The sequence below is a fragment of the Segatella hominis genome (genome assembly GCF_004535825.1).
Classification (GTDB): domain Bacteria; phylum Bacteroidota; class Bacteroidia; order Bacteroidales; family Bacteroidaceae; genus Prevotella; species Prevotella hominis.
In genome coordinates this window covers 60,353-85,613 of the sequence record NZ_SGVY01000012.1, presented here as the reverse complement: position 1 = coordinate 85,613, position 25,261 = coordinate 60,353, and the positions used below count along the sequence as shown (strand labels likewise).

Genomic DNA, 25,261 nt, shown 5'->3' with positions numbered 1-25,261 from the left:
CTAGGACTGTTTACCCGAATCATCGGGAAAATCAGCGCATTTACAGTCTTGCAATATATTAATTATGTAAACAACAGACCGGTTGGCAGGGTTAAGTATGCGCTAAATTAATTCCGCCAACGGGTTAACTAACTAAATAAACGACAAAATGATGAACTACAAGAAATTGGCTCTTACCGTTGCGGCAGGAGCAACCACGAGGAGGATATCTATGTAGGTTATCGCTACTTCGACACCTTCAAGAAGAATGTGGCTTATCCGTTCGGTTATGGTTTGAGCTATACTACCTTCGAGTTTGGCAAGCCATCAGTCAAGGCTAAAGGCAACAATATCGAGGTTAGCGTAACTATCAAGAATACCGGTAAGGTTGCCGGCAAGGAAGTTGCTGAGGTTTATGTTACCGCTCCTAAGGTTCAGTTGAACTATCTCAGAAAGAACTAGTCTTCCTCATCGTTATCGCATCTTTAAAGAGAAGACTGGCAAAATACCAACAGAATGGCGCACAGAACGCCCCTAAAAGTACTTATAACAACCCAAAAGTCATTTTTTTTAGGACTTTTGGGTTGTTATAAGCACTTTTTTGTTATCTTTGCACGCAAAAAGCAATAAAATATGTTGATAGGAAGAGAACAAGAGCAAGAGATGCTGCATAAAGCTTACGAGTCAGATAGCTCACAGTTTGTTGCAGTGTATGGTAGAAGACGTGTGGGCAAGACCTATCTAGTTAGAGAGTGTTTTGCGGATAAATTCGTTTTTCAACATTCTGGTGTTGCAAAAGCAAGTACAAAACTGCAATTGCGTTATTTTAAGGAGTCGCTACTGAAGAGCGGATTCCCAAAGGCTCGTTTGCCCAAAGATTGGATAGAGGCTTTTTCGATGTTGGAGCAATTGATAGAGCAATCAGAAGCTGAGAAGAAAGTAGTTTTCATAGATGAAATACCTTGGATGGATACTCCTCGCTCAAATTTCATTACAGCATTGGAATACTTTTGGAATAGTTTTGCCTCTGCACGCAAGGATGTCATTTTGATTGTTTGTGGCTCTGCTACATCCTGGATTATTAATAAGGTGTTGAAAAATCATGGCGGTTTGCATAATAGAGTAAACCTCCGTATATCTTTACAACCTTTCACTTTGCACGAATGTGAACTGTATGCCAAAAGCATCGGTATGCGCACAACCCGTTATGAATTGTTGGAATATTATATGGTATTGGGTGGTGTTGCTTTCTATTGGTCTTTGTTGGACAAAGGAAAGAGCGTGGCTCAAAATATAGATAGCTTATTGTTCTCAATAACAGGTCAACTACACAATGAGTTTAACGAGTTGTATGATTCTTTGTTCAACAATCCTGAACCTTACCTGAAAGTTATCAACGTCTTGGGAACCATCAAGGTGGGAATGTCTCGTACTGAACTGTTAGAAAAGATAGGATTGTCGAGTGGTGCCAATATCACTCGAATTCTTGACGACTTGGAAGCATGTGGCTTCATCCGTAAATACAATGCTTTTGGCAAGAAGCGGAATGATACTATTTATCAACTGATAGACAACTTCACATTGTTCTACTTCAAGTTTATGAAAGACAATAAAGGAGGCGATGAGCATTTCTGGTCGCATAGTTATTTGTCGCCTGTGAGATACACATGGGTTGGCTTGGCGTTTGAGCGAGTATGTATGCAACATGTAAATCAAATCAAGCACAAGTTAGGCATTAGTGGTGTCTTGACAAGTGTTTCTTCCTGGTCTGTCAAAGATGACCCTATTTATGGTCAAGGTGCGCAAATTGACCTATTGATAGAACGTGCAGACAATGTAGTGAATGTTTGCGAGATTAAGTTCTCGCAAGATAAATATGTCATTAGTCAGGACTATAGTCGGAATTTAGCACATAAGATAGAGCGTTTCTTGCAGACCACGAAGACCAGAAAGACTTTGCATCTCACAATGATAACAGTAAATGGTCTTGCTCATAATGAGTATTGGGGGATGGTGCAGAGCGAAGTCGTGGCAGATGACTTGTTTCATGAATAAAAAAACGGTAAAATACCAACAGAATGGCGCACTGGGGTGTCTACTTCCTAGGAAGTGGACACCTAAATGATAAGAAACAGACAATGGTATTCCTTTTTGGAGTAGGCTGCGATACTTCTAGGATTATGCAATAAGTAAAATAAAAGAGAGTGTGACATAGACTTATGACACACCCTCTTGTTTAGAAGGAATACTGGACGGAAATCATCAGTTCGCGGGGGCGAAGATGATAGCTGTCGGTCAATGTACTGATGCCGCTATAGATGGTTTCCATATAGTTCTTCTTGTTGAAAAGGTTTCGAAGCTCTGCTGAAAGGCGGAGCTTTTTCATTCTCCAAACTGCCGAGGCATCGCCAAGGAGGGTGTTAAGGTGGCTGCCCTCTTGCAGTTCATTGTGATAATGTACGAGCGAGAAGGAGAGGTCCACATGGCTGATTGTAGCGGTGGCAGATACGCTTTGGCGCCAATTAAATAACGATGACTTCGCCATTTTTTGACGTTTCGAGTTGTAAAAAGAGAATTCTCCCTCATAGCTAAAGGCACACCAGGACGGCGAGAAGTCGATGTTAGGCTTTACAGTATAGTTGTCGGCGGTGTAGCTGATGGCTTTGCCGCTGCTGTATTGCTCACCCTTGCTGTAGTTGTAACTGCCCTCCAGACGGGTTTTCAGATGAAAGTCGTAGAAACCCTTCGATATGTAGAGTGATGCTCCTAGATTGTTGCTCTTGCTGTCCTGCTTATATAATGAGGTATAGTATTTGCCATCCTCGATGCGTAGGTCGGATGCCGTGTTCATCCAGTTTTTGCTGGCATTGACCGATGCGCTGAAGAAGATTTCCTTGATAGGACGCTTGTAGTCGTAGCTCAACTTGCCATAAAGAGAACGAGTTATCGGAATGATGTCGCTCGAAGTGTACCAAGAGCGATAACTTAGACGATATTGCTTCATGGCGTAGTTGGTGGCATTGCCTGTTCCTGTACTGTATCCTGTGTAGATAGTCAACTCTCTACGGAAATCCAATTTCTTATATAAGTAAAGGTAGGGTGATATGGTAAGTAGAGTTTTCTGTGGATAGGTGAAGCGTTCCCACATGAAATCGGGAGAGAACGACATACGGAACGTCTCGGTCTTGTATTGCCAGTAAGGGGTGAACTTCCCTGTGATGTTAAGACTGTTTTGGCCGATTTCATCGTGACAGTTTTCGATGAATCCGTTGTTTTTGCCGATTTCATTGCTTCTTTCCTGATATTTCGCATAGATGTTGTTGAGGTCGATACTCATTTTATATTCCTGTGTCCAGTGGAAGCGATTCCTCATCCACTGTAAGGCGTGTGCTGTATGCCAAAGGTTGGTGCGGATGCGATTGCGTTCGTCGTTAACGTAGAGGTCCGCCACACCATGGTGATAGTCGGCAGTGCTATGCCAAGAGAGTTGACTTTTCTTGAAGACGAAGAGGCGGTAGATACTTGCCGATAGGTCGAGCTTTGGGATGCGGACACGTTGGGTAAGCGTGTCGTTGATGTTTGATAAACCGTCGCTTTGTGCTACGCTGAGGCTGATGCTCTCGTTGCCATAATGCTCAGCCTTGTTTACCTTGTTCTCCCATTGCAGATTGAAGGCATCGCTGATCATCGTCTTGTGGTTGTGCTCCGTGGTAACTGTGGGAGCTTCTTCGCCGAGGTTGTAGATACTCATGTTCTCTCGCTCTTGTCGGGTTACCGTACGAAGATAGTTGGCTTCTATGCGAGTCTCTGCATCGTCCTTATTCTTCTTGATATGGTTGATGGAGTATTTTTGCGAGGTGTTGAAGCGCAGGCGTTCTTCGTCGATAGGAGCGTCAAGCGATGGTACTGATAGCCATAATGGAAGGGAGGCAGGAGCCAGACGATTGCTGTAAGATGCGAGTTGGTTAAGTGCATAGCCGAGATTTTTACCTGTTCTGTCGTATTCTGCATCATACATCATCTGTTTCTTCTTGCCAATTTGCATGATATTGATGCTTCCGCCTACGTGGGACGGATGCCCTACGAGCATGTAAGGCTTGAGGGTGGGCATCAGTTTGTCGCGAGCACTGTCTTTCAGGGCGATGTTCATCGCTACATTATCCGTAAAGGTCTTGTTCTGGAGCGCCTTGATAGGTTGGTCATGCTCGATTACTTCGGCCTTTTTCACATCTTTTGCCTTGATGTTTTCTTCCAGCTGGTTATATTTGCCACCGGTCAGGTCGAGACCTTCCACAGTGAATCGGTTGATGGGCTTACCATTGTAGTTGATACGGCCATTCTTCTCTATATCCACGCCTGGCAGCTTTTTCAGTACATCTTTCAGTGAGTTATCTCGTTCGTTGGCAAAGCGGGTGAGGTCGAAAGATATGGTGTCTCGACCCGTGATGCGAGAGCCTTTTACTTGTACTTCCTTCAAGACAAAAGCTGTTGAAGTCATACTGATGATGGTTTCTTTTCCCGATGAAATCGCCTTTTTTTGCTTTTTATAGCCCATGTAGGAAGCTTGCAGCATATCGCCAGTTTGCTTTTGTGCTATGGGAATCAGAAAAGTTCCGTCTCCCTTGCTGCGTGTAAACTTTAAGGGCTTTCCATTACGCAGCAGCGTAACCGATACGTTGGTCAGACGGTTGTGTGTAAGTGAATCTTCCACATAACCGCTAATCTTCTCTTGGGCAAACGCATGGCACGCCACGAACAGAAAAGTGAAAAGAACTATTATTTTCTTCATCTTTTTTTCTCTTTTCTATTTTACCTTAGACACTTATCTCGCTAATGTCTTTAAGACGCTTGTCTGGCAAAGAAGTAAACTGCTAATTATCTTTCAATCGGATTGTATGGCTCAGCACGCTTGGAATGCTTCAGGATATTTCCTTTTTCATCCTTGATCTTTACAATTGCAGCATACTTGGCATCTTGAAGCAGATAACCGATTGGATCGGCATAGTATTTTTTGTAAATGGAGGTCAATGATTTGCGGTCGATAGGCTCGAAAGTCTTACCTTTATAATAGATAGGTATGGAGCCTTTGCCTGTTGTGAGTCCTACAGCTGTAAATCCATAATCGTTCTCGGAGTCGTGAGCCTTGAGAATCAATCCCGGCAGTCCGCTCAGCTTCCAGGGACCATTGTCAATAGGGATGTCTTCCGTGTACCATGCAATCCATGTTCTCCCCTTAAACTTGGCAATAGCCTGGTGGCACTCGTAACCGCAGATGGAATCGATACTGTCTGTGAGTTGCCAGTCTATCGGTTCCATCGGTTCAATGCACAAATATCTGTCAGCAGCAAAAAAATCGAGATAGGTAGTCTTGCCCTGTTCTGGATAGTTCTTATATACTTTCCAATTAATCTGTCCGCCATTACCGGAGAAATTTACTGGTATTCCTTTTGCCATATTTGCGGAGATGGTAGAGTCTCTTTGGAATATCGGATAACTGTAGAATGCGGAATACTTGTTGCCAATCTGCAAGAGCATTTTCTCTTCGATGCGGCCAATGAGGGTGTCGGTCTTGGTATATTTCTTTTCGTAAATATACTCGGCATCATATACTACCTGATACTTTACCTGATCAATGGAATCTCCCATGCCAATGCTTGATTCATCGAACAGGTTTACTGTTTGAGCTTGGAGCATGCAAGCATATAATGCAAGCCATGCTATTAATAATACCTTTTTCATAATCTTCGTCAATTATTCATTATTTTATCTGTTTCTTTTGTTTTTGTGATGCAAAGGTACTGAGATCATCCGATGAAATCGATGATTTCTGTTACTGAGTTATTACTTTTGCTTCTTTTCGCCTATTATTATTTTATTACTCTTGCCTTTGTTTACGGATTTTTCTGTAACTTTGCCGTCAAAATTCAAAAGATCAGGAAAGTATGAACAGTAACAGTAAGCTGAAAATAGTATGGATGGTATGTGGAGTAGCAATCGCATTGTTGTTCTGCACGCAGGCTTATTGGCTTCATCTTCAATGTCAATATAGCTTAGACCAGCAGGTAGAGCAATTCAAGAAGGATTGTGATGAGGTGTTGGCGCAAGATTTGAAGAATAGAAAAAAGTTGCAGGAGAATTCATCTACGAAAGGTAGAAGAGATACGGTTATGCTTAAGATAGAATCTGAATATGATATGAAGAAGGGATGTAGCCGTACTACGCTTTCTTTTTGGAACAATCATCGCTTTCTTGTCCGTTTGAATGATCCTGATCTTACGGGTGATGATGCTTATCTCATCATTAGCAGATATCTGGCTTATAAAGGTAAGCATCCCTCGTTGGCTTCTTATCAAAGATTACTGGATGATAAGAGATATGGGAAGATATCCTTTTTTCGCCATCTGGATTACAAGACTGTCTTCCTGAATGCAAAATATGATGTCGAAGGCAGATGGTCACGTGTGGTGACGGTAAAGTATCAGACGAACCCAATGTTTCGCCAAGGTATTTCTTTTCAGGTGCCCATTCCTATTACTCGAACGCTCAAAGCCATGATGTGGCAATTGATAGGAAGCATCTTTCTCTTTTTCATCTTGATAGGATGTCTGTATTATCTGGTTAAGACCATAGTCTTCCAGAAACGCATTGACGGCATTCGCCATGAGTTCCTGAAGAATATGATTTATGAGTCGAAGCAACCGAAAGAAGACGGCAAAGGTGAAGAATCTGCTGTTTTTATCGGTTCCATTGCTTTCTATTATGCGCAGAATGAACTGCAATGTGGTAATTCCAGAGTAGTCATCACATCTCGTCAAGCTGAAATTCTGAAGCTTCTTGCCGAGAACCAGAACCAGCTTGTAGAGCGGGATTTCATACTGAATGAAGTATGGGGTGATGACTCATACTCCAATTCCCTTGCCCTGAACGTGCAGATTACCTATCTTCGCCGGGCATTGAACCTGGATGAAAAGGTAAGTATCGAAGCTGTCATCAAGAAGGGATATATCCTGCGAACCTGTTGATCTTGTTATCAACTCTCATCTTTTTAGAAAGGTGGGAGTTTTTTTATCTTAATTTATTTTGTCCTTCACCTATTTTGTTGTAACTTTGCAGTCGAAATTCGAATTTTAATTATTTTATGTAATTATGGCAAAAAAAGCTCTTTTAATGATTCTCGACGGATGGGGAATCGGTAAGCATGATAAGGGTGATGTTATTTTCAAGACTCCAACTCCTTATCTCGATTATTTGACAGCAGTTTCAGCACATTCTACTCTCCAGACTTGTGGCGAGGATGTAGGTCTTCCTAAAGGTCAGATGGGTAACTCTGAGGTAGGTCACCTCAACATCGGTGCTGGTCGTGTGGTATATCAGGACCTCGTTAAGATCAACAAGGCTTGCGAGAGCGGTGACATCTTGAAGAATCAGGAGATCATCAACGCTTACAGCTATGCTCAGAAGACAGGTAAGAAGCTCCACTTGATGGGCTTGACTTCTACCGGTGGTGTTCACTCTTCTTTGGATCACCTCTTCAAGTTGATTGAGATTGGTAAGGAATATGGTTTGAAGGAGACATACGTTCACTGCTTTATGGATGGTCGTGATACAGACCCTAAGAGCGGTAAGGGCTTTATCGAGGAGGTTCAGGCTTGCTGCGACAAGAACGGTGCACACATCGCAAGCATCGTAGGTCGTTTCTATGCTATGGACCGTGACAAGCGTTGGAACCGTGTGAAGGAAGCATACGACTTGCTCGTTGAGGGTAAGGGTAAGCAGGCTGACGATATGGTGAAGGCAATGCAGGAGAGCTATGATGAGGACGTAACTGACGAGTTCATCAAGCCAATCAATAACTCTAAGGTTGACGGTACTATTCAGGAGGGTGATGTTGTTATCTTCATCAACTACCGTAACGACCGTGCCAAGGAGTTGACACAGGTATTGACTCAGCAGGATATGCCAGAGGAAGGCATGCACACCATCAAGGACTTGCAGTACTATTGCATGACTCCATACGATGCAAGCTTCCAGGGTGTTCACATCCTCTTCCCTAAGGAGAACGTAATGAACACTCTCGGCGAGTACTTGAGCGCACAGGGCAAGAAGCAGCTCCACACTGCAGAGACAGAGAAGTATGCTCACGTAACATTCTTCTTCAATGGTGGTCGTGAGACTCCATACGAGGGTGAGGACCGTATCCTGGTTCCTTCTCCAAAGGTAGCTACTTACGACCTGAAGCCAGAGATGAGCGCTTACGAGGTAAAGGATAAGTTGGTGGGTGCTATCAACACACAGGAGTACGACTTCATCGTTGTAAACTTCGCTAATGGTGATATGGTAGGTCACACAGGTATCTACAACGCTATCGCTAAGGCTGTTCACGCTGTTGACAACTGCGTAAAGGACGTTATCGAGGCTGCCAAGGCTAACGATTATGAGGCTATCATCATCGCTGACCACGGTAATGCAGACCACGCTATCAACGAGGACGGTACACCAAACACCGCTCACTCTTTGAACCCAGTTCCATTCATCTACGTAACTGACAACAACTCAGCTACCGTAAAGGATGGTCGTTTGGCAGACGTTGCTCCTTCTATCCTCCACATCATGGGCTTGGAGCAGCCAGCTGATATGACTGGTGAAAACTTGATTATTGACTAATAATAATTTCGGAAGTCAAGGCTTTTTGGAGCCTTGACTTCTTTAACTTAAATCATTATGGACGTAAAGATAGAAGAAAGTTGGAGACAGCATATAGGAGAAGAATTCGACAAGCAGTATTTTGTTGACCTCACAAACTTCGTAAAAGAGGAATACCTGCGTACGCCCTGTTATCCTCCGGGCCGTTTGATTTTCAATGCCTTCAATCTCTGTCCTTTTGATGATGTAAAGGTCGTGATTATCGGACAGGATCCCTATCATGAGCCCGGGCAGGCGATGGGATTAAGTTTCTCTGTGCCTGAAGGAATTACTTTCCCACCATCATTGATTAATATATTCAAAGAGATTCAGATGGATCTCGGTACTCCGATGCCCGCTACAGGTGATTTGACCCGCTGGGCAAAGCAGGGAGTATTGTTGCTCAACGCCACCCTTACCGTTCGTGCTCATCAGGCTGCGAGCCATCAGCGCAAGGGTTGGGAGCAATTCACTGATGCCGCAATCCAGGCGCTCAGCAAGGATAAGGAACACCTGGTGTTTATCCTCTGGGGCGGTTATGCCCGAAGTAAGGCAAAGCTCATCGACACGAGCAAGCACCTGATATTGGAAAGTGTGCATCCATCGCCATTATCTGCCAACCGTGGCGGATGGTTTGGTAATCATCATTTCTCCCGCTGCAATGCCTATCTGCAGCAGAACGGAATTGCGCCTATCCAATGGTAGGCACACCTTTAATATAATAGCTATCCACTTTTATATATAGCTATCCATCGTGGGTGGCTATCATTCTTTATTATTCATCTCAAAAAACATTATGAAGAAAGACGAATTGCGTATTCTGCAGGTGGGCAACGTATTGGTTTCACCTGATATCATCACCGAAAAGTTCTGTTGCGATCTTGATGTCTGCAAGGGCGAGTGCTGCATCGAAGGCGATGCGGGAGCTCCTGTTTCCTTGGATGAGGTCATGGAAATAGAGAATGCGTTGGATGTCGTTTGGGATGATCTATCGGCTTCAGCACAGGCTGTTATTGACAAGCAGGGTGTTGCATATACAGATATCGAAGGTGATTTGGTAACAAGTATTGTAAATGGTAAGGATTGCGTGTTTACTTGCTACCAAGACCTTCAGGATATGAATGATGGTCATACGATACCTAATTGCTGTCTCTGTGCTTTGGAACGTGCGTATCGTGAAGGAAAATCTCATTTTATGAAACCCATCTCATGTGCACTTTATCCCATCCGCGTCAAGCATTTTGGTAATGAAGTGTATGGCATTAACTATAACAAATGGCGTATCTGTAAGGCTGCCATTAAAAAAGGTCAGGAATTAAATCTTCCTGTATATAAGTTTTTGGAAGGACCTTTAGTACAGCGTTTTGGTCAGCCTTGGTACGATGAATTATGCGATGTTGCTGCTCAGGTTCAAGATTCTGATATTGCTTCAGACTAATGCCGATATGTTTTTTTACCAATTCAGATAAGGTACACTGATTCTTATAGTGTACTAATTCTGCAATCTTTTTTATTGGCATTTGTTTTTTGTTTGTATATTCTGCTATGAGACAGACATACGTTACAAGACGCTTTTGTATATATTCTCTAGGGCTTTGCTCGATGGTACTTCGTACAATCTTCTCTAATTTGCCTGGTGAAATATTGAGGAGTTTGTGATATTCAGAAATATTCCTTTGAGTAAAAATGTTCTTCTCAACTGAATCGACGAATTGTTCAAATAATTGCAGGTCTTTTGTTTGTTCATTGTATTTGTCGTAGAAAATCGCTTGTGACAATGATAGCTCTATGATAACATGGACAAGTTCAAAAGTCATTTGATATCTATTTTGTTTCTTGTCCATGAATGTCTTTATTTGTGTCAGTAAACAGTTTATGCTATATATGTCGTCTGTACCAATTTTTACTTTGTCTATGCTATTTAATTTGTTTGTTAAAGTAGAAATATTGGTGAAATTTTCAGCAAGCTGGCTAATGTTTGAAGTTTTTATAAGTAAAGCCTTTCCTTTAAAAGTAGAAGACATAACTCTGAAGTGATCTACATGTTGTCCACTCGCGAAATAGAGGATACTGTTTTTCTCTGCAATAACAGTATGTCCATTTGTATCATAACGTAGAGTTCCTTCCAAACATAAAATAAGAGTGATGCATTTCACTTCCGTTTTCTCTGATGGCAGGTCTTCTACGTCAATATCTTCAATATAGCAAATTTCGTCATTTAAAAATTTGCATTCAGACTTGATTTCTTTTGCTTGTGCAATAGAAATCTCTTTTTTTGTATTTAAATTTGTCATGGTTTTAGGATTATATTTTTATTTTTTTTTTTGTGTGTTAGAATATTCTTTATTCATTTTCTAATCCCTCTATGTTAACAATTTGAGATTCTTTGAAATACTGAGAATTACTGTAGATTTTAATAATTCTTTGGCTTTTATTAGTGAATCTTCGGAATGCTTGTTCATCTAATTCGCCATTACAAGTATATATAAATCCATCCATGTTAATAGTCTCTTTTCTTTTAGCTTCTCTTAAAGTTATTCTTGGTGTTCCCTTGAATACCTTGCCAAAGTCGTAATAAATACTCTTTTGGTCACGATAAACATCTATTGGAGTCATAATATGTCGAATAGTACAAAGTTTACGCTCAAAAGAATTGTTAATCAACTTGTTGATCCTTGATTGGTTGTAAGCTCCTAATGGATTTAACCACTTTGATCTATCGAAATCCGGAGACTTCCACTGGTTGTCATAACTGCATGCGTCAAATGCTTCTATTTCTTTTTTGACATAGCATCCTTTTAGTATGCAACATTTCCAGTCTCCATTTGCTTTATGGTAGAAATATTTACCCTTAGCATCATATCCATAATATTCCATAGAAAGTTGTTTGGATGGCTCTCTACCACTTTCTGGAGCGTACCATACAGCAATCGTATTCTTATGTGGTTGCAGAAACCTTGTTATATCATATGTATATATGAAAACCGTTGCAGAGTCAGGATTACAGAAATAGGCTTTTGGACTAATATTTCTTTCGTTGACAAATACCTTTATTCTCCCACAACTTGCAAAAGTAATGCTTCCCTGTTTGGGTTTCCCTTGTGAAGGAAAAACGTGGCAGAAAAGAACTTCTGACGAGTCGTTGGGTGTAGGGTAGGAAATCCAATGAGTACTAAATTCGTGTGCATTCGAATTTAGTACCCAAAGCATTGCCAATATAAAAGTTTTGATTCTTTTCATCTGAGAACTTTCTTTGTTCCTTTCTTAAGTGTTATTTTTTGAGATTTCCCGTTGTAGTTTACGGTTAATCTTCCATCCGCATGGCTAATAATCTCTGCCTTTGAAACCTTCTTGTCTTTCCAATAGAGGTTGAGGGTGTAGTTTCCTCTGGCTTTGATTCCCTGGATATTTCCTTGCTGCCATGAGTCTGGGAGTGCAGGAAGCAAGTCCATGTTTTCTCCATCACACTGCATAAGCATCTCACAGATGCCAGCTGTTCCACCGAAATTACCATCTATCTGGAATGGCGGATGCGCATCAAACAGGTTAGGATAGGTTCCACCAGAATGATGTTTCCGGTCCTTGTATTTCTCAGGGCTCACATATGTAAGCAACTTGCGCAGTATTTGATAAGCTTTGTCCTGACGATGTAGGCGTGCCCATAGATTGATGCGCCATCCTGTGCTCCATCCTGTAGATTTGTCGCCCTTTATTTCCAATGTCTTTGTTGCAGCTTGCGCCAAATCCGGCGTTTGCGCTAACGAGATTTGATGGAAAGGGTATAGACCCAGTAAGTGTGATTGGTGTCTGTGATGCCAGTCCTGATCGTCCCAGTCGTGATACCATTCCATGAGATTACCTCTTTTTCCTATATGATAAGGGCGTAAGCGCTCTAATGAACTTTGCAGGCGTACTTGGTAATCTTTGTCTATTCCAAGTGCTTGGGCACCTTTAATCGTATTTTTGAATAGTTCCCTGATAATCGCCAAGTCTGCTGTGCCGCCATATAGTGAACTTCCTCGATATCCTTTATCGGTGATGTAGTCAGCTTCTGGAGATGTACATGGTGCAGTTATCAGTTGTGCGGGATTATGAGGATCTTCTATGAGCCATTCAAGCATGAAATCACAAGCCCCTTTCATGAGAGGATAGGCTGTATCTCTTAAGTAATTAATATCTCTTGTATAGTCATAATGATCCCATAGTGTCTGTACAAGCCAGGCACCTCCCATCGCCCAATTACTCCATTGAGGGCTTTCGTTACCGGTTCCTACAGGATTTGACATAGCCCATGCGTCAGTATTATGTCCTGCACACCAACCTTTGTTTAGGCCATAAAAATGTTGGGCATTATGGCGACCTGTTACAGCCATTCCTTTTACAAGTCCATCAACAGGCATTACCAGTTCTGGGAGATTGGTTGATTCTGCTGGCCAATAATTCTCTTCCAAATTGATATTGATGGTGTAATTTCCTCTCCAAGGTGACTTGAGTGCAGGAGCCCAGAGACCCTGAAGATTGGCTGGTACGCCATTTGTTCGTGAACTGCTGATAAGCAAGTATCTGCCATATTGGAAATAGAGCATTTCCAGATAAGGATTATGCTTATTTTCGTCACTATACGATAGTAATTGTTTATCTGTTGGATTCTGGACATCATATTTCGCATCAGACAAGTTGAATTTTACCCGATCAAAGAGTTTTTTGTAATCTGATAGATGTCTTTGTCGTAATTCTTTGTATGTAAAATTTGTCAGATGCCAGATATCGTCAGTGACATTTTCTAAATAGGGTGCTCCTTCTTTGACAGGATGTTTGTCAAAACCATTATAACTGGTCTCATTGACCAGATAGATAATAGCTTCTGTTACTCCCGTAAGGTGTAGGGTAGAGTCACTGGCACTAATGCTACCATCTGTGTTTTTTACTTGCAGTATGGAGCAATAGTGTATGCTGTTTTCTTCCTCACCCATAACATGCCCCGACATAGTGAGTTGTTTTTCGGATGCTTTCACTCGATGAGGAATGAGCGACGTAAGAGAAATATCACTATTGATGGCCCCTTTTTTAGAGGCGCTCAGTCTTATGGCAATCATTTTGTCCGGATGAGAGGCGAAGTATTCCTTATTGAAGGTAACTTCATTACGCACAAAACTGATGGATACCAGGCTGCTATCTAAGCTTAATAGGCGATGATAGTTGCTGATTTTTCCTTGATTAAAGTCCTTTATCTGAATCAGGCCTAAAGGCTGGTAATATTCCGAGTTGTGTCCTTGCACGAAATGTTGCAAGGAATCGGCTGTCTTATAATCTTCCTTAAACAGAGCTTCCCGTATTTTGGGTATCCATTTATATGCATCACCTCCTTCTTGAGGGTTAACAGGTTGTCCTGTCCACAAAGTGATGTCGTTCAGGTAGATAGAATCATTATCAGCTCCACCATAAACTAATGCTCCCAACTTACCATTGCCGATAGGTAGTGATTCCTCAAAGGCATGTGCCTCTTGGTTATACCATAAGGTAAGTGGAAGTTGCGTTGTAATTGCCTTCTTATGTGCATTTGCTGTAAAACTTATAGCACATAGAGTAAGGCTAAAAAAAAATTCTTTAGTCATTATATTTCCGGTTAATAAGGTAATATTACTGAATATAAATACAAGGCAGGCTTGTTTAATGAGCCTGCCTTGTATTTATTATGCGTCAATATTAGCGTAGGTTGCATTTTGTTCAATGAATTCTCGACGAGGTTCAACATCATCACCCATCAACATAGAGAAGATTTCATCTGCTTGTGCAGCATTCTCTATTGTAACCTGTTTGAGTAATCGTGTAGATGGATCCATAGTAGTTTCCCACAATTGTTCTGGATTCATCTCACCCAAACCTTTGTATCGTTGTGTGTGAATGTTTTTATCCTCTTGTCCTTCTCCGTATTTGTCAATGAAAGCCTGACGCTGCTGCTCGGTATAGCAGTATTCGCTGACTTTATTCTTGAATGAGCATTTGTAGAGAGGTGGAGTTGCAATATAGAGATGTCCTTCCTCGATAACCTTAGGCATAAAGCGATAGAAGAGAGTCATGATAAGTGTGTCGATGTGAGAACCATCGACATCGGCATCGGTCATGATGATAATCTTGTCATATCTCAACTTTTCTGTATTAGCCTCTTTGCTATCTTCACCATCTACTCCAAAGCGTACGCCGATACTCTGGATGATATTCATAACGGACTCAGCCTCAAAGACTTTGTGCCATTGTACTTTTTCTACATTCAGAATTTTACCGCGCAAAGGAAGAATTGCTTGATGGAATCTGTCGCGACCTTGTTTTGCGGAACCGCCAGCGGAGTCACCCTCGACAAGGAAAATCTCGCATTCCTTAGGGTCCTTGATAGAGCAGTCTGCAAGTTTTCCAGGGAGACCGCCACCAGTCATGAAGTTCTTTCGTTGTACGCTTTCACGAGCTTTGCGGGCTGCAATACGTGCTGTCGCTGCCAAAACAACTTTTTCGCAGATGCGCTTAGCTTCATCTGGGTGTTCTTCCAGATAATCAGCCAAAGCTTCATTGACAGCCTGCTGAACGGCACCCTGTACTTCGCTGTTTCCTAATTTGGTCTTAGTCTGGCCTTCAAACTGTGGTTCTGCAACCTTGATAGAGATGACTGCAGTAAGGCCTTCGCGGAAATCTTCAGGAGCAATCTCTACCTTAGCCTTTTCAATCTGCTTGGAGATTGTAGGGTCAGCTTCTGCGTATGCTTTGAGCGTGCGGGTTAATGCCATGCGGAAACCAGTAAGGTGAGTACCACCCTCTATCGTGTTGATATTATTTACGTAGGAGTGGATGTTCTCTGTATAGTCTGTATTATACATGATGGCAATCTCTATAGGAATGCCTTGCTTCTCTGTCTTGAGATAGATGACATCATCAAACAGGTGAGTGCGATGGCGGTCAACGTATCTTACAAACTCTTTCAGACCATCTTTTGCATGGAAAACCTCTTGTTTGGTTTTACCTTCTTCGTCAGGACGGAGATCTGTAAGGGTGATCTTTATACCAGCATTGAGGAATGCCAACTCGCGCATACGGCTTGCGATGATATCCCATTTGTAAATGGTGTGGGTGAAGATTGTAGGGTCTGGCCAGAATTGCTGGCATGTACCTCGCTTTTCTGTCTCACCAACAACCTTGACAGGGTAGAGGGGCTTACCTTTTTCGTATTCTTGCTGATATATTTTACCTCCACGGAATACCTGAGATTTCATGTGTGAAGAGAGTGCGTTTACACAACTTACACCTACACCATGCAAACCACCAGATACCTTGTAGGAACCTTTGTCAAATTTACCACCTGCGTGAAGTACTGTCATAACGACTTCGAGTGCGGATTTGTGAAGCTTTTCATGCATATCAACAGGGATACCACGACCATTGTCTTCTACGGTGATAGAATTGTCTTCATTGATTGTAACTTCAATGTCTGTACAATATCCAGCCATGGCTTCATCAATGGAATTGTCAACGGTCTCGTTGACCAAATGGTGGAGACCCTTTTCTGAGATGTCACCAATGTACATCGCAGGACGCTTACGAACAGCTTCCAAGCCTTCGAGGACTTGAATGTTGCTCGCTGAATAATTATTTGCGTTGTTTGTATTTTCTGCCATTTCTTTGCTTAGTATTATTATCGTGCAAAGATACGGAAAAAACATGAGAATATGCAATTTTTGTTGCTAAAAAACTGCAAAAAATAGTGAAATGCTTAGTTTTGATATAAAATAAATAAGGTTGCAATTCGAAAGAATTGCAACCTTATATATCTTTTTAGCTTTTAACGTTGTATTAACCCAACTTAGCAATGTGCTGAGCCAAACCTGACTTCAAGTTTGCAGCCTTGTTGCTATGGATAACGTTAATCTTAGCCAATTTGTCTAAAAGCTTCTGAACTGTAGGATAGAGCTTTACAGCCTCTTCCTTATCAGTCATGTTGCGCAACTTGCGTACAGCGTTACGCATTGTCTTTGCATAGTACTTATTGTGCAAAGACTTCTTTTTGTCCTGACGGATTCTCTTGATTGATGATTTATGATTTGCCATCTTAATATTTTATTTTTTTATTTTCTTATGTAGTCCCTAGCAGAGTCGAACTGCTCTTTAGAGAATGAAAATCTCTCGTCCTAACCGATAGACGAAGGGACCATTTGTTGTTTTGCGGGTGCAAAGTTACTACATTTATTTTAATCCTGCAAATTTTTTCTGGAAAATTTTCTCTAAATGCGTGTTTTTTTGTAATTTTGCCCTCAAAATCATCTAAAAACGTTCGTATGATGGAAAAAACAAGAGCAATTGTCCTACATTCTATTAAATATGGAGAGTCGCAATTTATTGTGGATTTTCTGACGGAATCCAGAGGAAGAGTGTCCTTTTTGGTGAAAATTCCAAAATCTTCAAAGAGTAATTCCAAAAGACAATATTTCCAGCCATTGACTTTGGTGACTTTAGAATTTGATTTCCGGGCTAACCAGAATTTACAGCGTATTAAAAATATAGGTATTCTCTACCCTTATGAGGATATTCCTTTTTCTCCTATAAAAATATCTGTTTCTCTGTTTTTGGCAGAGTTCCTGCTGTATGCTACCAAATTAGAACAGAAGAATCTTCCTTTGTTTTATTTTGTTTATGATAGTTTGGTTTGGTTTGATGGTGCTCATGAAGGAATCGCTAATTTTCATTTGCTGTTTTTAATGAGATTGAGTTTTTATATGGGAATAGGACCCAATTTGAGTGAAGGACTGGAACAATCTAAGTATTTTGATTTGGATGAGGGGAAGTTTGTACCTTTCGTTCCTGCTCATTCTCATTATTTATCAGAAAGTGATTCTTTTCATCTTTTGCAAATGTTCCGATTAGACTATAAAACAATGCACCTCTACAAGATGTCCCGCCAGGAGCGGAATCATTCTGTAGAGGTGATGATAGAATATTATCGTCTTCATATTCCCGGATTTCCGGAACTGAAGTCTTTATCAGTACTTCAGGAATTGTTCTACTGAATCCTTTGTGAGGATTTTACTTATGCAAAACTGATGACTCCCTGGACAGGCTCACTTCCATCTGCGTTTCTGTTTTCATCATCTTCGATTTTTCCAGAAGCGATGTTTCGGATTTCCTCAAGAGTCTGTCTTGTACGTTTATATGTTGGTGTGTTCTCTACTTGTAGAATCACATCCTCATTGTCCAGATCTTCTGGCTTGAACAGGAAGATATGTGGGTGACGTTTGTACTGAGTCGTTGTACCGTCACTTCCATAATATCTCTTTCTTCTTTCCTCGTTCTCTGCTCTTTTTTCTTCTTGTTCTGCAATGCGTCTGGATTCTTCTTCTGTATGTTTCTTGAGATGACGGTTCATACCTTCTACATCTTCCAATCCGAAACCTGTAGCCAAGACGGTTACTTTGACTCTGCTTCCTAATTCTGGGTCAATGGCAAGTCCCCATTTCAATTCAAAGTCATCACCAAATTTTTCCATGAAGTCGTTTACGTCATTCATTTCGTCCATGGTAAGACCCGGATTGTCTTTCTTTTCACTTGCAAAGGCAATGCTAAGAAGAATCTTTTTGGAATTGAAAACATCATTGTCATTGAGCAGAGGTGAGTTCAATGCATCAGCTATCGCTTTCTTGACGCGTCCTTCACCTTCACCATAGCCCGTACTCATGATGGCAACGCCTCCGTCTTTGAGGACGGTTTTAACATCATTGAAGTCAAGGTTGATGAGACCGTGTACAGTAATGATTTCTGCGATACTCTTGGCAGCTACACTTAGCGTGTCGTCTGCCTTGCCGAATGCATCCAAAACCGCCAGATCAGGATAAATCTGACGAAGTCTTTCATTGTTGATAACCAACAAGGCATCTACATGTTTAGACATTTCTTCAACGCCGTCGAGTGCTTGGTCGATTTTTCTCGGACCTTCAAATTTGAAAGGAATGGTTACGATGCCGACTGTCAATATGCCCAGTTCTTTGCTGACGCGTGCAATGACAGGAGCAGCTCCAGTACCTGTTCCTCCGCCCATACCTGCAGTAATGAAAGCCATCTTGGTACCATCATTAAGCATATGTTTGATGTCTTCCAATGTCTCTTCGGCAGCTTGTTTTGCCTTTTCAGGTTTGTTGCCGGCTCCAAGTCCTTCTTTTCCTAATTGGAGATGGACAGGTACAGGAGAATCATTAAGTGCCTGATTGTCGGTATTACAAAGTACAAAACTTACATCGTGAATGCCTTCCCGGTACATGTGGTTGACTGCATTGCCGCCGCCACCACCAACACCGATTACTTTGATGATGCTATTTTCCTTTTCCGGTTCACCGAAATCAAGGATATGTGGTTTGCTATCTTGCATAATCTTTATATTCTTTAGAGTTTATCCTAATTATAGTCCATTTTTAGAGAGTTTACCCTACTATTCGAGCATTTTATTCTTCTTCAGAGATTGTATCCAGGAAGAAATCCTTGAGCTTTCTGAATCCTTTATGGAGGAAACTGTTTTCTTTGCGCTTTTTCTCTTCGCGCTCTTTTTCTTCCTCTTCTGCGATTTTAGCCAGTCTTTCTTCTTCCTCTTTCTTCTTTCTCAACTCCTCTTCACGTTTTTGAGCAGGAGTAGGTACAACTCCTGTTCCTGCAGTTTCATTAGGGTTGCGAGAAACCTTTGGTGTACTGTCTGCGGTAAGAGGTCGTTCTATGTTATTGGTGAACAAATCGTTGCTGATTTCATCCCCACTGCAGTTCATGTCACCCTTGGCAAGAAGTCCCAGAATGGTATTCATGGTACCATCGTGGTTGTTGATCTTTGCATCTTTCGCTTTTACGGTTTGGGTAACAAACTTAGCAAATCTAATCTTAGGAGTATTGGTGTGGTTTCTGAATACCTTCTCTATTTCAGGCATATTGCTTCCGCCACCCGTAAGGATAATACCTCCCAAAAGTTTGTCTGCAAATTCTATAGGGACTTGATACCAGGCATTTTCAACGATTTCCTCTACTCTGGCTTCAACAATTTCTATAAACTTTTTGCTCTCTACTACTCTGTCCTTGTCAATAGAATAGTTGAGAGTTGGGTCGATATTCTTGATGTCTGTATATGCCTTAGCATATTTCAATTTCATTTTCTCAGCCTCTTGCTCTTCTATCTGAAGACATGTCAAATCCTTGGTGATATTATTACCGCCAAGTGGAATGACTGACAGATGGCGAAGAATATTTTTGTAATATACAGATACCGTCGTCGTGTCAGCACCCAAATCTATCAACGCGCAGCCAGCTCTCTTCTCAGAGTCTGTCAATACGCTGTCTGCCAAGGCGAGAGGTGCCAAGTACATTTCTGCTATCGGAATGTTGGCTTTCTCAAAACAAGCGTAAATATTGTTGTAGAAATTCTTTTTCCACAAGATATTGAGGAAAATACCTTCCAGGTGATTGCATTGTATGCCGACAGGATCTATCTGATATTGGTTATCTATCTTATATTCCTGTGTCGCAGCATCCAAAATCTCCTGATCAGGATATGTCATGTTGCGGTTGATATCCATCAGCTCATTAATCATTTCCTGAGTTATGATGGTTGCGGTAGGTAAATCTTTTACAATTATGTTCTTGACGCTCTTGATAGATCTTCCTCCTACGCCGACATAGACCTGAGAAATGTCTTGCTTGAGAATTGTTTTCAATTTATTTATGATGTTAGTCAAGCTCTGGCAAGTCTTGTCTATGTTATAGATGACACCTTTTCTGATGCAAGAAGACGAGTCTTCCTCCACGAGTGCTAGTACAGTGATGCTGCCATCTAAATTCTTCTGGCCTGCTATACCCGTCATCTTGGATGACCCTAGCTCTATTGCTACTATAAATTCCTTTGGCATAGTCTTTATATATTATCTGATTCTTTTTATTTTTATTAGCTATTTATACTAGCTGTTGCTATTATGCTTTTTGCAAATAATCTGGTTGTCAAATTCCAGATTGATATATGAGTATTTGTTCCAACCAGCTTTGGATAGTCCATATTTGTAGAAATTTTCCAAGCGTGACATCTTTCGGTTTACGAAGTCTTGAATGTCTTTCTCCCGTTTTTCCACAGCGTTTGCTTCTGGAAGATTGCCCAGATAGACGACATGGTTTCCTACTCGAGGAACAAGTTCTATTCCTTTATCTTGTAGAACGTTAATTTGTTCTATTTGATTTCTCCACAGCTCGTTAGTCATCAATGCCTTGCTTAATAACGAGACATATTTTTGAGCATACCATTTATTGATGTAGCCCGTGGCGATAATCATATCGCTGGTGTATTTGGTGTTGGGCATAATCTGATAATGGTCATCTACATAATAGTCTTCATTATTGATGCTCTTGATTCTTACGATCGGCATGCGTTGAGTAAGGTTGATATCAACGAGACCGTCTTGAGTCTTGTAGCATTCGGCAGATTTGACGAAAGGACTTTGCATCAGAGTCTCCTCTATATGGCGAGTACTAATCTTGTTCAAAGGTTTCTCTAAAGGATAGATCTTTTTTGCTTTCAGTCTCTTTTTTATTTCTTTTGCATCAAGAAAGCCATTGGTCATCTCATCTTGTATGTTGATGTTTACCTTGGTGCATATTAAGTTTGATTCATCAGGCTTGTTCAGCTTGGTGAATGCAAACACCAGATATATACCTATGGCGAAATCCAGTGTGATGATAATCGTTTTCTTCCAGTTGATGCGCATTATTTCTGCTTAAGAATTTCTGTCATTTGCGGAACGTAGTTGTCCAAGTCGCCAGCTCCCAATACGATAAGAACATCGAAATCTCTACTTTTTACAAGATCCAGTACATCTTCTTTGTGTATCATGCTCTTTTCTACTCCTGGCTTGAGATTGTCGTAGATGAGCTTTGAGGTCACTCCTGGTATCGGAGCCTCTCTTGCTGGATAAATGTCACACAGGATTACTTCATCAAGCATGCTCAGGCTTTCTGCAAAATCCTTGTAGAAATCTCGTGTTCTGGTATAAAGATGAGGCTGGAAGATTGCAGTAATCTTTCGTGTCTTATACAGCTCTCTGATGCTCTTTACACTCTGGTAGATTTCTTTTGGATGATGGGCATAGTCTGATAGGAATACGTGCTTGGCATCTTTGATTTTGAAATCAAAGCGTCTTTCTACGCCTTCGTATGTCTTCATTCCTTGTCTGAGTTCTTCTGCCTTGCAACCATTCAATTGTGCCATTGCCATTGCGGCAATACCATTTTCGATGTTGATTGGCACAGGCTGACCGAGTTCTACGTTCTCTACATTTTCGATAGGAGAAATGAAGTCAAATGTGATTTCGCCATTCTCTATCTTGATGTTTTCTGCGTGGAAATCTCCTTCATGAAGACTGTACTCGTAGATTCTAACTCCATCCTGTACGTTCTGTTTCATTTCCAGATTCTTATGGATGATGAGTGCACCTCCTGGTTGGATAAGTTCTGTATAATGACGGAAACTTTCCAGATATGCTTCTTTTGTTCCATAGATGTCCAGATGGTCTGGGTCTGTTGCAGTAATTACGCTCATCCAAGGACGCAACCAATGGAAACTGCGATCGAATTCATCAGCTTCTATGACTACATAGTCGCTCTTGTCGGAAAGTATGTAGTTGGTGCCGTAATTTTTAGAAATACCGCCCAAGAAAGCGTTACAGTCTATATGACTCTGATGCATGATGTGGGCACACATGGTTGATGTTGAAGTCTTACCATGAGTTCCTGCTACGCACAAACCCTTATGTGTGCGAGTCAAAGTACCTAATACCTGTGCACGTTTTTCGATGGTAAATCCATTCTCATGGAAATACACAAGTTCCTTGTGCTCTGCTGGGATGGCTGGAGTAAAGATGACCAATGTTGTTTTTGGATCCTTGCAAGCCTCTGGTATCAGGTCTGTATTCTCCTCATAATGGATGAGCATGCCTTCTTTTTCCAAATCATGTGTAAGGTGAGAAGGGGTCTTGTCGTAACCAGCAACAACCAACTTTTTGTTGAGGAAATATCTTGCGATAGCGCTCATGCCTATACCGCCAGCTCCTACGAAATATACTGCTTTAATATCTTTCAGTTCCATTACTTTCTTGCTAATTTTACAACTTCGTCGGCAATGACGTCGGCAGAGTTCTTTAAACCTAATTTTTTAATATTCTCACTGAGTGAGTTTAATTTCTGAATATCTGTGACTGTATTGATAGCCTTGTCGATAAGTATGCCAGGTGCTTCGCAGTCTTTTACATAGATGGCTGCATCTTTATTTACCAGTGCCATGGCATTCTTCGTTTGGTGATCTTCTGCTACATTAGGGCTTGGAACCAGAATGACAGGTTTGCCTATAAGACAGAATTCGCTGATACTGCTGGCACCAGCTCTACTGATAACTAAGTCAGCAGCTTTGTATGCCGCTCCCATGTCGCTGATAAAATCCATGATTTTGAGATTTGGCAATTCCTTGCCTTTCATCTGTTCAGCGATGGATGCCTTGTAATACTTACCTGTTTGCCAGATAAACTGGATATCACTTTTGGCAATTTTATCCAAGTTTTGCAATACGCTTTCATTGATGGTTCTTGCTCCGAGACTACCACCTACCAGAAGAATGGTTTTCTTTTCAGGTGCAAGTCCGAATTGTTTTCTTGCTTCTTCCACCGTAACAGTAGTCTCCAATACGTTTTGGCGTACAGGGTTTCCTGTCATGCTGATCTTGTCAGCAGGGAAGAAACGTTCCATTCCTTCGTATGCCACACAAATTCTGTCAGCTTTCTTTGCGAGTAACTTGTTGGTTACTCCTGCATATGAATTCTGTTCCTGAATTAAACAAGGTATACCCTTGCTTGCACATACGTTAAGAGTAGGGCCGCTGGCATAACCACCAACACCGACTGCAGCCATTGGCTTGAAGTCGTTGATGATTTTCTTTGCCATTCTTTGGCTTTTCCATATTTTGAAGAGCACGGCAATATTCTTGAACAGATGCTTACGATCAAAGCCGCAGATAGGTAATCCCTTAATCTCATATCCGGCAGCAGGAACACGTTGCATTTCCATTCTGCCTAATGCTCCAACAAATAAAATCTTTGCTTCAGGGTATTTGGCCTTGATGGCATTGGCGATGGATACAGCTGGGAAAATATGTCCTCCAGTTCCACCTCCACTTATTATAATTCTCAGTTCATTATTCATAATTTTCTAATTTATTACGCAAAGATAAATAAAAAAATCAACAATTCTACATTTTTCACTATTTTTTATAGTGTTTTTTTATGCAGTAGCCAATTTTGATGTATTTGCTTCTGTATTGCACTCGTCTTTTTTCTTGGCACTTCTACTGATACTCAATATGATTCCAACATATAGACAGTTGATGACGGTGGAAGTTCCACCTCTACTGATGAGTGGAAGCGGCTGACCGGTAACTGGTGCTAAACCTACTGCTACGAGCATATTGAACAATGCCTGAGTGACGAGCAGTATGGCAAGTCCCATGGCGAGAAATGCAGGAAAGTTGTTCTCACATCTGTTGGCTATACTTCCTACTCTATATAATAATATAATGTATAGGAAGACCACAAATACGGCTCCGGTTATTCCCATCTCTTCTATGATGATGGCGTAGATGAAGTCGGAGAAGGCTTGTGACAGGAAGTCTCGCTCAACCGAGTTGCCTGGTCCTTTGCCCACGATGTTGGATGAGGCTATGGCTATGTTTGCATGAGCAACCTGTGCGTCTTTATCCAAGTCAACATCTTCTGGAGCAACATCTTTGTGGTTCAGGAATTTGTCTATTCGCGACTTCCACGTATCTGCTCTATGGAATAGCTTTTCGATGGAGCCAGGTTCTTTTTCCTCTTTCTTGATATTCTCTGTAAGCGTATTGTCACCTGTTGACTGATTCTTGTCTTTTCCTACAAGCATCACAGTTGCAATTACTATCGCTCCAGATGCTATGGCTAATCCCAATAGTTTTCCGAGTTGTGCCTTAGGAATTCTTCCGATGATCATCATGAAAAAGATGGTGAGACATAGCAGCATGGCTGTGGATAAGTTCTCAAGACCAATCAGTAGGATGAAAATGGATGATGCAACGATAATATACTTGAGTGCGCGTTTGTCGGCGCCATTCTCTGTCTGCATGGCACTGAGAATCTGAGCCACGGCCAGAATAACTGCTCCCTTAGCAAATTCGGAAGGCTGAAATTGGAAACCAATGAAGTTTACCCACCTTGATGCACCATTGGTAGCCTGACCGGCTATCAATACCCAAATCAGCATGATTAAAGAAATGGCAAGCATGAATGGAGTGGCAATCTTGAAGTACTTGCATTTTACTTTGAGCATGCAAATCATGGTGAAGATTCCAAAGATGATGAATCCTATATGTCGGATGACAGGCTTCATGTAATTGCCGCTTTTGTATGTTAGCGAACTTGAGGCAGAATATACCTCAATAATGCTAATCATGCAAAGGAAGAAAAACACCATCCATATTACCTTGTCTCCTTTAAATATGTTGCCTATTTTCTTGTTCATTTGATTA

General features: G+C 41.4%; 18 protein-coding genes and 3 pseudogenes. 8 read left to right on the top strand and 13 right to left on the bottom strand.

The annotated features are described in order from the left end of the window. The 3 genes and pseudogenes from EXN75_RS06400 to EXN75_RS06390 form a co-directional block, all read left to right on the top strand. Positions 1-111, top strand: a pseudogene (locus EXN75_RS06400) (IS982 family transposase); the annotation flags it as partial. An 81-nt stretch (positions 112-192) separates the two neighbouring features. Beyond that, positions 193-411 (top strand): annotated as a pseudogene (locus tag EXN75_RS06395) (hypothetical protein); the annotation flags it as partial. A 201-nt stretch (positions 412-612) separates the two neighbouring features. Continuing rightward, positions 613-2,034, top strand: coding sequence for an AAA family ATPase (locus EXN75_RS06390; RefSeq protein WP_118118500.1), 1,422 nt, complete (start codon positions 613-615; stop codon positions 2,032-2,034). 181 nt (positions 2,035-2,215) lie between these two features. On the opposite strand, the gene EXN75_RS06385 is transcribed toward EXN75_RS06390, so the two are convergent. Both EXN75_RS06385 and EXN75_RS06380 read right to left on the bottom strand, forming a co-directional pair. Next, complete coding sequence (locus EXN75_RS06385; protein ID WP_134843192.1) at positions 2,216-4,768, bottom strand: peptidase associated domain and porin domain-containing protein; 2,553 nt, start codon at positions 4,766-4,768, stop codon at positions 2,216-2,218. 86 nt (positions 4,769-4,854) lie between these two features. Then, positions 4,855-5,718: a GLPGLI family protein gene (locus EXN75_RS06380; RefSeq protein ID WP_134843191.1), complete on the bottom strand. Its 864-nt coding sequence runs from the start codon at positions 5,716-5,718 to the stop codon at positions 4,855-4,857. 203 nt (positions 5,719-5,921) lie between these two features. On the opposite strand from EXN75_RS06380, the gene EXN75_RS18555 reads away from it, so the two are divergent. From EXN75_RS18555 to EXN75_RS06360, 4 genes are all read left to right on the top strand, one after another. Continuing rightward, positions 5,922-7,001 carry a winged helix-turn-helix domain-containing protein gene (locus EXN75_RS18555; protein ID WP_342776603.1) on the top strand — a complete coding sequence of 360 codons (1,080 nt, stop codon included), beginning with the start codon at positions 5,922-5,924 and terminating at the stop codon, positions 6,999-7,001. A 124-nt stretch (positions 7,002-7,125) separates the two neighbouring features. Beyond that, the gene (gene gpmI / locus EXN75_RS06370) at positions 7,126-8,643 is read left to right on the top strand and encodes a 2,3-bisphosphoglycerate-independent phosphoglycerate mutase (RefSeq protein WP_118118493.1); all 1,518 of its coding nucleotides are present in this window, start codon (positions 7,126-7,128) and stop codon (positions 8,641-8,643) included. Between the two features lie 57 nt (positions 8,644-8,700). Then, positions 8,701-9,366 carry a uracil-DNA glycosylase gene (locus tag EXN75_RS06365; RefSeq protein WP_118118491.1) on the top strand — a complete coding sequence of 222 codons (666 nt, stop codon included), beginning with the start codon at positions 8,701-8,703 and terminating at the stop codon, positions 9,364-9,366. Positions 9,367-9,457: 91 nt separating this feature from the next. Beyond that, positions 9,458-10,099, top strand: coding sequence for a DUF3109 family protein (locus EXN75_RS06360; protein WP_134843190.1), 642 nt, complete (start codon positions 9,458-9,460; stop codon positions 10,097-10,099). A 40-nt stretch (positions 10,100-10,139) separates the two neighbouring features. Here EXN75_RS06360 and EXN75_RS18550 read toward each other — a convergent pair. The 5 genes and pseudogenes from EXN75_RS18550 to rpsT form a co-directional block, all read right to left on the bottom strand. Continuing rightward, positions 10,140-10,478 (bottom strand): annotated as a pseudogene (locus EXN75_RS18550) (hypothetical protein); the annotation flags it as partial. A gap of 526 nt (positions 10,479-11,004) precedes the next feature. Next, a complete protein-coding gene (locus tag EXN75_RS06350) occupies positions 11,005-11,901 on the bottom strand; it encodes a hypothetical protein (RefSeq protein ID WP_134843188.1) in 897 nt (298 codons plus the stop codon). Further along, complete coding sequence (locus tag EXN75_RS06345) at positions 11,898-14,276, bottom strand: glycoside hydrolase family 95 protein (protein WP_134843187.1); 2,379 nt, start codon at positions 14,274-14,276, stop codon at positions 11,898-11,900. Before EXN75_RS06345 ends, EXN75_RS06350 begins: the two co-directional genes overlap by 4 nt. 78 nt (positions 14,277-14,354) lie before the next feature. Then, positions 14,355-16,325: a DNA topoisomerase (ATP-hydrolyzing) subunit B gene (gyrB, locus tag EXN75_RS06340; RefSeq protein WP_134843186.1), complete on the bottom strand. Its 1,971-nt coding sequence runs from the start codon at positions 16,323-16,325 to the stop codon at positions 14,355-14,357. A gap of 175 nt (positions 16,326-16,500) precedes the next feature. After that, on the bottom strand, positions 16,501-16,755 hold the full coding sequence (gene rpsT / locus EXN75_RS06335) for a 30S ribosomal protein S20 (RefSeq protein ID WP_022110197.1): 255 nt from the start codon (positions 16,753-16,755) through the stop codon (positions 16,501-16,503). Positions 16,756-16,982: 227 nt separating this feature from the next. Between rpsT and recO the strand changes: the two genes are divergently transcribed. Continuing rightward, positions 16,983-17,711, top strand: coding sequence for a DNA repair protein RecO (recO, locus tag EXN75_RS06330; protein ID WP_134843185.1), 729 nt, complete (start codon positions 16,983-16,985; stop codon positions 17,709-17,711). A 20-nt stretch (positions 17,712-17,731) separates the two neighbouring features. On the opposite strand, the gene ftsZ is transcribed toward recO, so the two are convergent. The 6 genes from ftsZ to EXN75_RS06300 form a co-directional block, all read right to left on the bottom strand. Next, positions 17,732-19,063 carry a cell division protein FtsZ gene (gene ftsZ / locus EXN75_RS06325; protein ID WP_134843184.1) on the bottom strand — a complete coding sequence of 444 codons (1,332 nt, stop codon included), beginning with the start codon at positions 19,061-19,063 and terminating at the stop codon, positions 17,732-17,734. A gap of 73 nt (positions 19,064-19,136) precedes the next feature. Further along, positions 19,137-20,579 carry a cell division protein FtsA gene (gene ftsA / locus EXN75_RS06320; RefSeq protein ID WP_134843183.1) on the bottom strand — a complete coding sequence of 481 codons (1,443 nt, stop codon included), beginning with the start codon at positions 20,577-20,579 and terminating at the stop codon, positions 19,137-19,139. Positions 20,580-20,627: 48 nt separating this feature from the next. Further along, positions 20,628-21,425, bottom strand: coding sequence for a cell division protein FtsQ/DivIB (locus EXN75_RS06315; RefSeq protein ID WP_022110201.1), 798 nt, complete (start codon positions 21,423-21,425; stop codon positions 20,628-20,630). After that, positions 21,425-22,801: a UDP-N-acetylmuramate--L-alanine ligase gene (gene murC / locus EXN75_RS06310; protein WP_134843182.1), complete on the bottom strand. Its 1,377-nt coding sequence runs from the start codon at positions 22,799-22,801 to the stop codon at positions 21,425-21,427. Before murC ends, EXN75_RS06315 begins: the two co-directional genes overlap by 1 nt. Next, positions 22,801-23,907, bottom strand: coding sequence for an undecaprenyldiphospho-muramoylpentapeptide beta-N-acetylglucosaminyltransferase (gene murG / locus EXN75_RS06305; protein ID WP_134843181.1), 1,107 nt, complete (start codon positions 23,905-23,907; stop codon positions 22,801-22,803). Before murG ends, murC begins: the two co-directional genes overlap by 1 nt. 78 nt (positions 23,908-23,985) lie before the next feature. Continuing rightward, entirely contained in the window at positions 23,986-25,254 is a 1,269-nt protein-coding gene (locus tag EXN75_RS06300) for an FtsW/RodA/SpoVE family cell cycle protein (RefSeq protein WP_118118470.1), read from the bottom strand. Positions 25,255-25,261 lie beyond the last annotated feature (7 nt).

Coding starts and splice junctions, on each gene's coding strand:
- EXN75_RS06390 (WP_118118500.1), top strand. CDS start 613: ATGTTGATAGGAAGAGAACAAGAGCAAGAGATGCTGCATAAAGCTTAC.
- EXN75_RS06385 (WP_134843192.1), bottom strand. CDS start 4,768: ATGAAGAAAATAATAGTTCTTTTCACTTTTCTGTTCGTGGCGTGCCAT.
- EXN75_RS06380 (WP_134843191.1), bottom strand. CDS start 5,718: ATGAAAAAGGTATTATTAATAGCATGGCTTGCATTATATGCTTGCATG.
- EXN75_RS18555 (WP_342776603.1), top strand. CDS start 5,922: ATGAACAGTAACAGTAAGCTGAAAATAGTATGGATGGTATGTGGAGTA.
- gpmI (WP_118118493.1), top strand. CDS start 7,126: ATGGCAAAAAAAGCTCTTTTAATGATTCTCGACGGATGGGGAATCGGT.
- EXN75_RS06365 (WP_118118491.1), top strand. CDS start 8,701: ATGGACGTAAAGATAGAAGAAAGTTGGAGACAGCATATAGGAGAAGAA.
- EXN75_RS06360 (WP_134843190.1), top strand. CDS start 9,458: ATGAAGAAAGACGAATTGCGTATTCTGCAGGTGGGCAACGTATTGGTT.
- EXN75_RS06350 (WP_134843188.1), bottom strand. CDS start 11,901: ATGAAAAGAATCAAAACTTTTATATTGGCAATGCTTTGGGTACTAAAT.
- EXN75_RS06345 (WP_134843187.1), bottom strand. CDS start 14,276: ATGACTAAAGAATTTTTTTTTAGCCTTACTCTATGTGCTATAAGTTTT.
- gyrB (WP_134843186.1), bottom strand. CDS start 16,325: ATGGCAGAAAATACAAACAACGCAAATAATTATTCAGCGAGCAACATT.
- rpsT (WP_022110197.1), bottom strand. CDS start 16,755: ATGGCAAATCATAAATCATCAATCAAGAGAATCCGTCAGGACAAAAAG.
- recO (WP_134843185.1), top strand. CDS start 16,983: ATGATGGAAAAAACAAGAGCAATTGTCCTACATTCTATTAAATATGGA.
- ftsZ (WP_134843184.1), bottom strand. CDS start 19,063: ATGCAAGATAGCAAACCACATATCCTTGATTTCGGTGAACCGGAAAAG.
- ftsA (WP_134843183.1), bottom strand. CDS start 20,579: ATGCCAAAGGAATTTATAGTAGCAATAGAGCTAGGGTCATCCAAGATG.
- EXN75_RS06315 (WP_022110201.1), bottom strand. CDS start 21,425: ATGCGCATCAACTGGAAGAAAACGATTATCATCACACTGGATTTCGCC.
- murC (WP_134843182.1), bottom strand. CDS start 22,801: ATGGAACTGAAAGATATTAAAGCAGTATATTTCGTAGGAGCTGGCGGT.
- murG (WP_134843181.1), bottom strand. CDS start 23,907: ATGAATAATGAACTGAGAATTATAATAAGTGGAGGTGGAACTGGAGGA.
- EXN75_RS06300 (WP_118118470.1), bottom strand. CDS start 25,254: ATGAACAAGAAAATAGGCAACATATTTAAAGGAGACAAGGTAATATGG.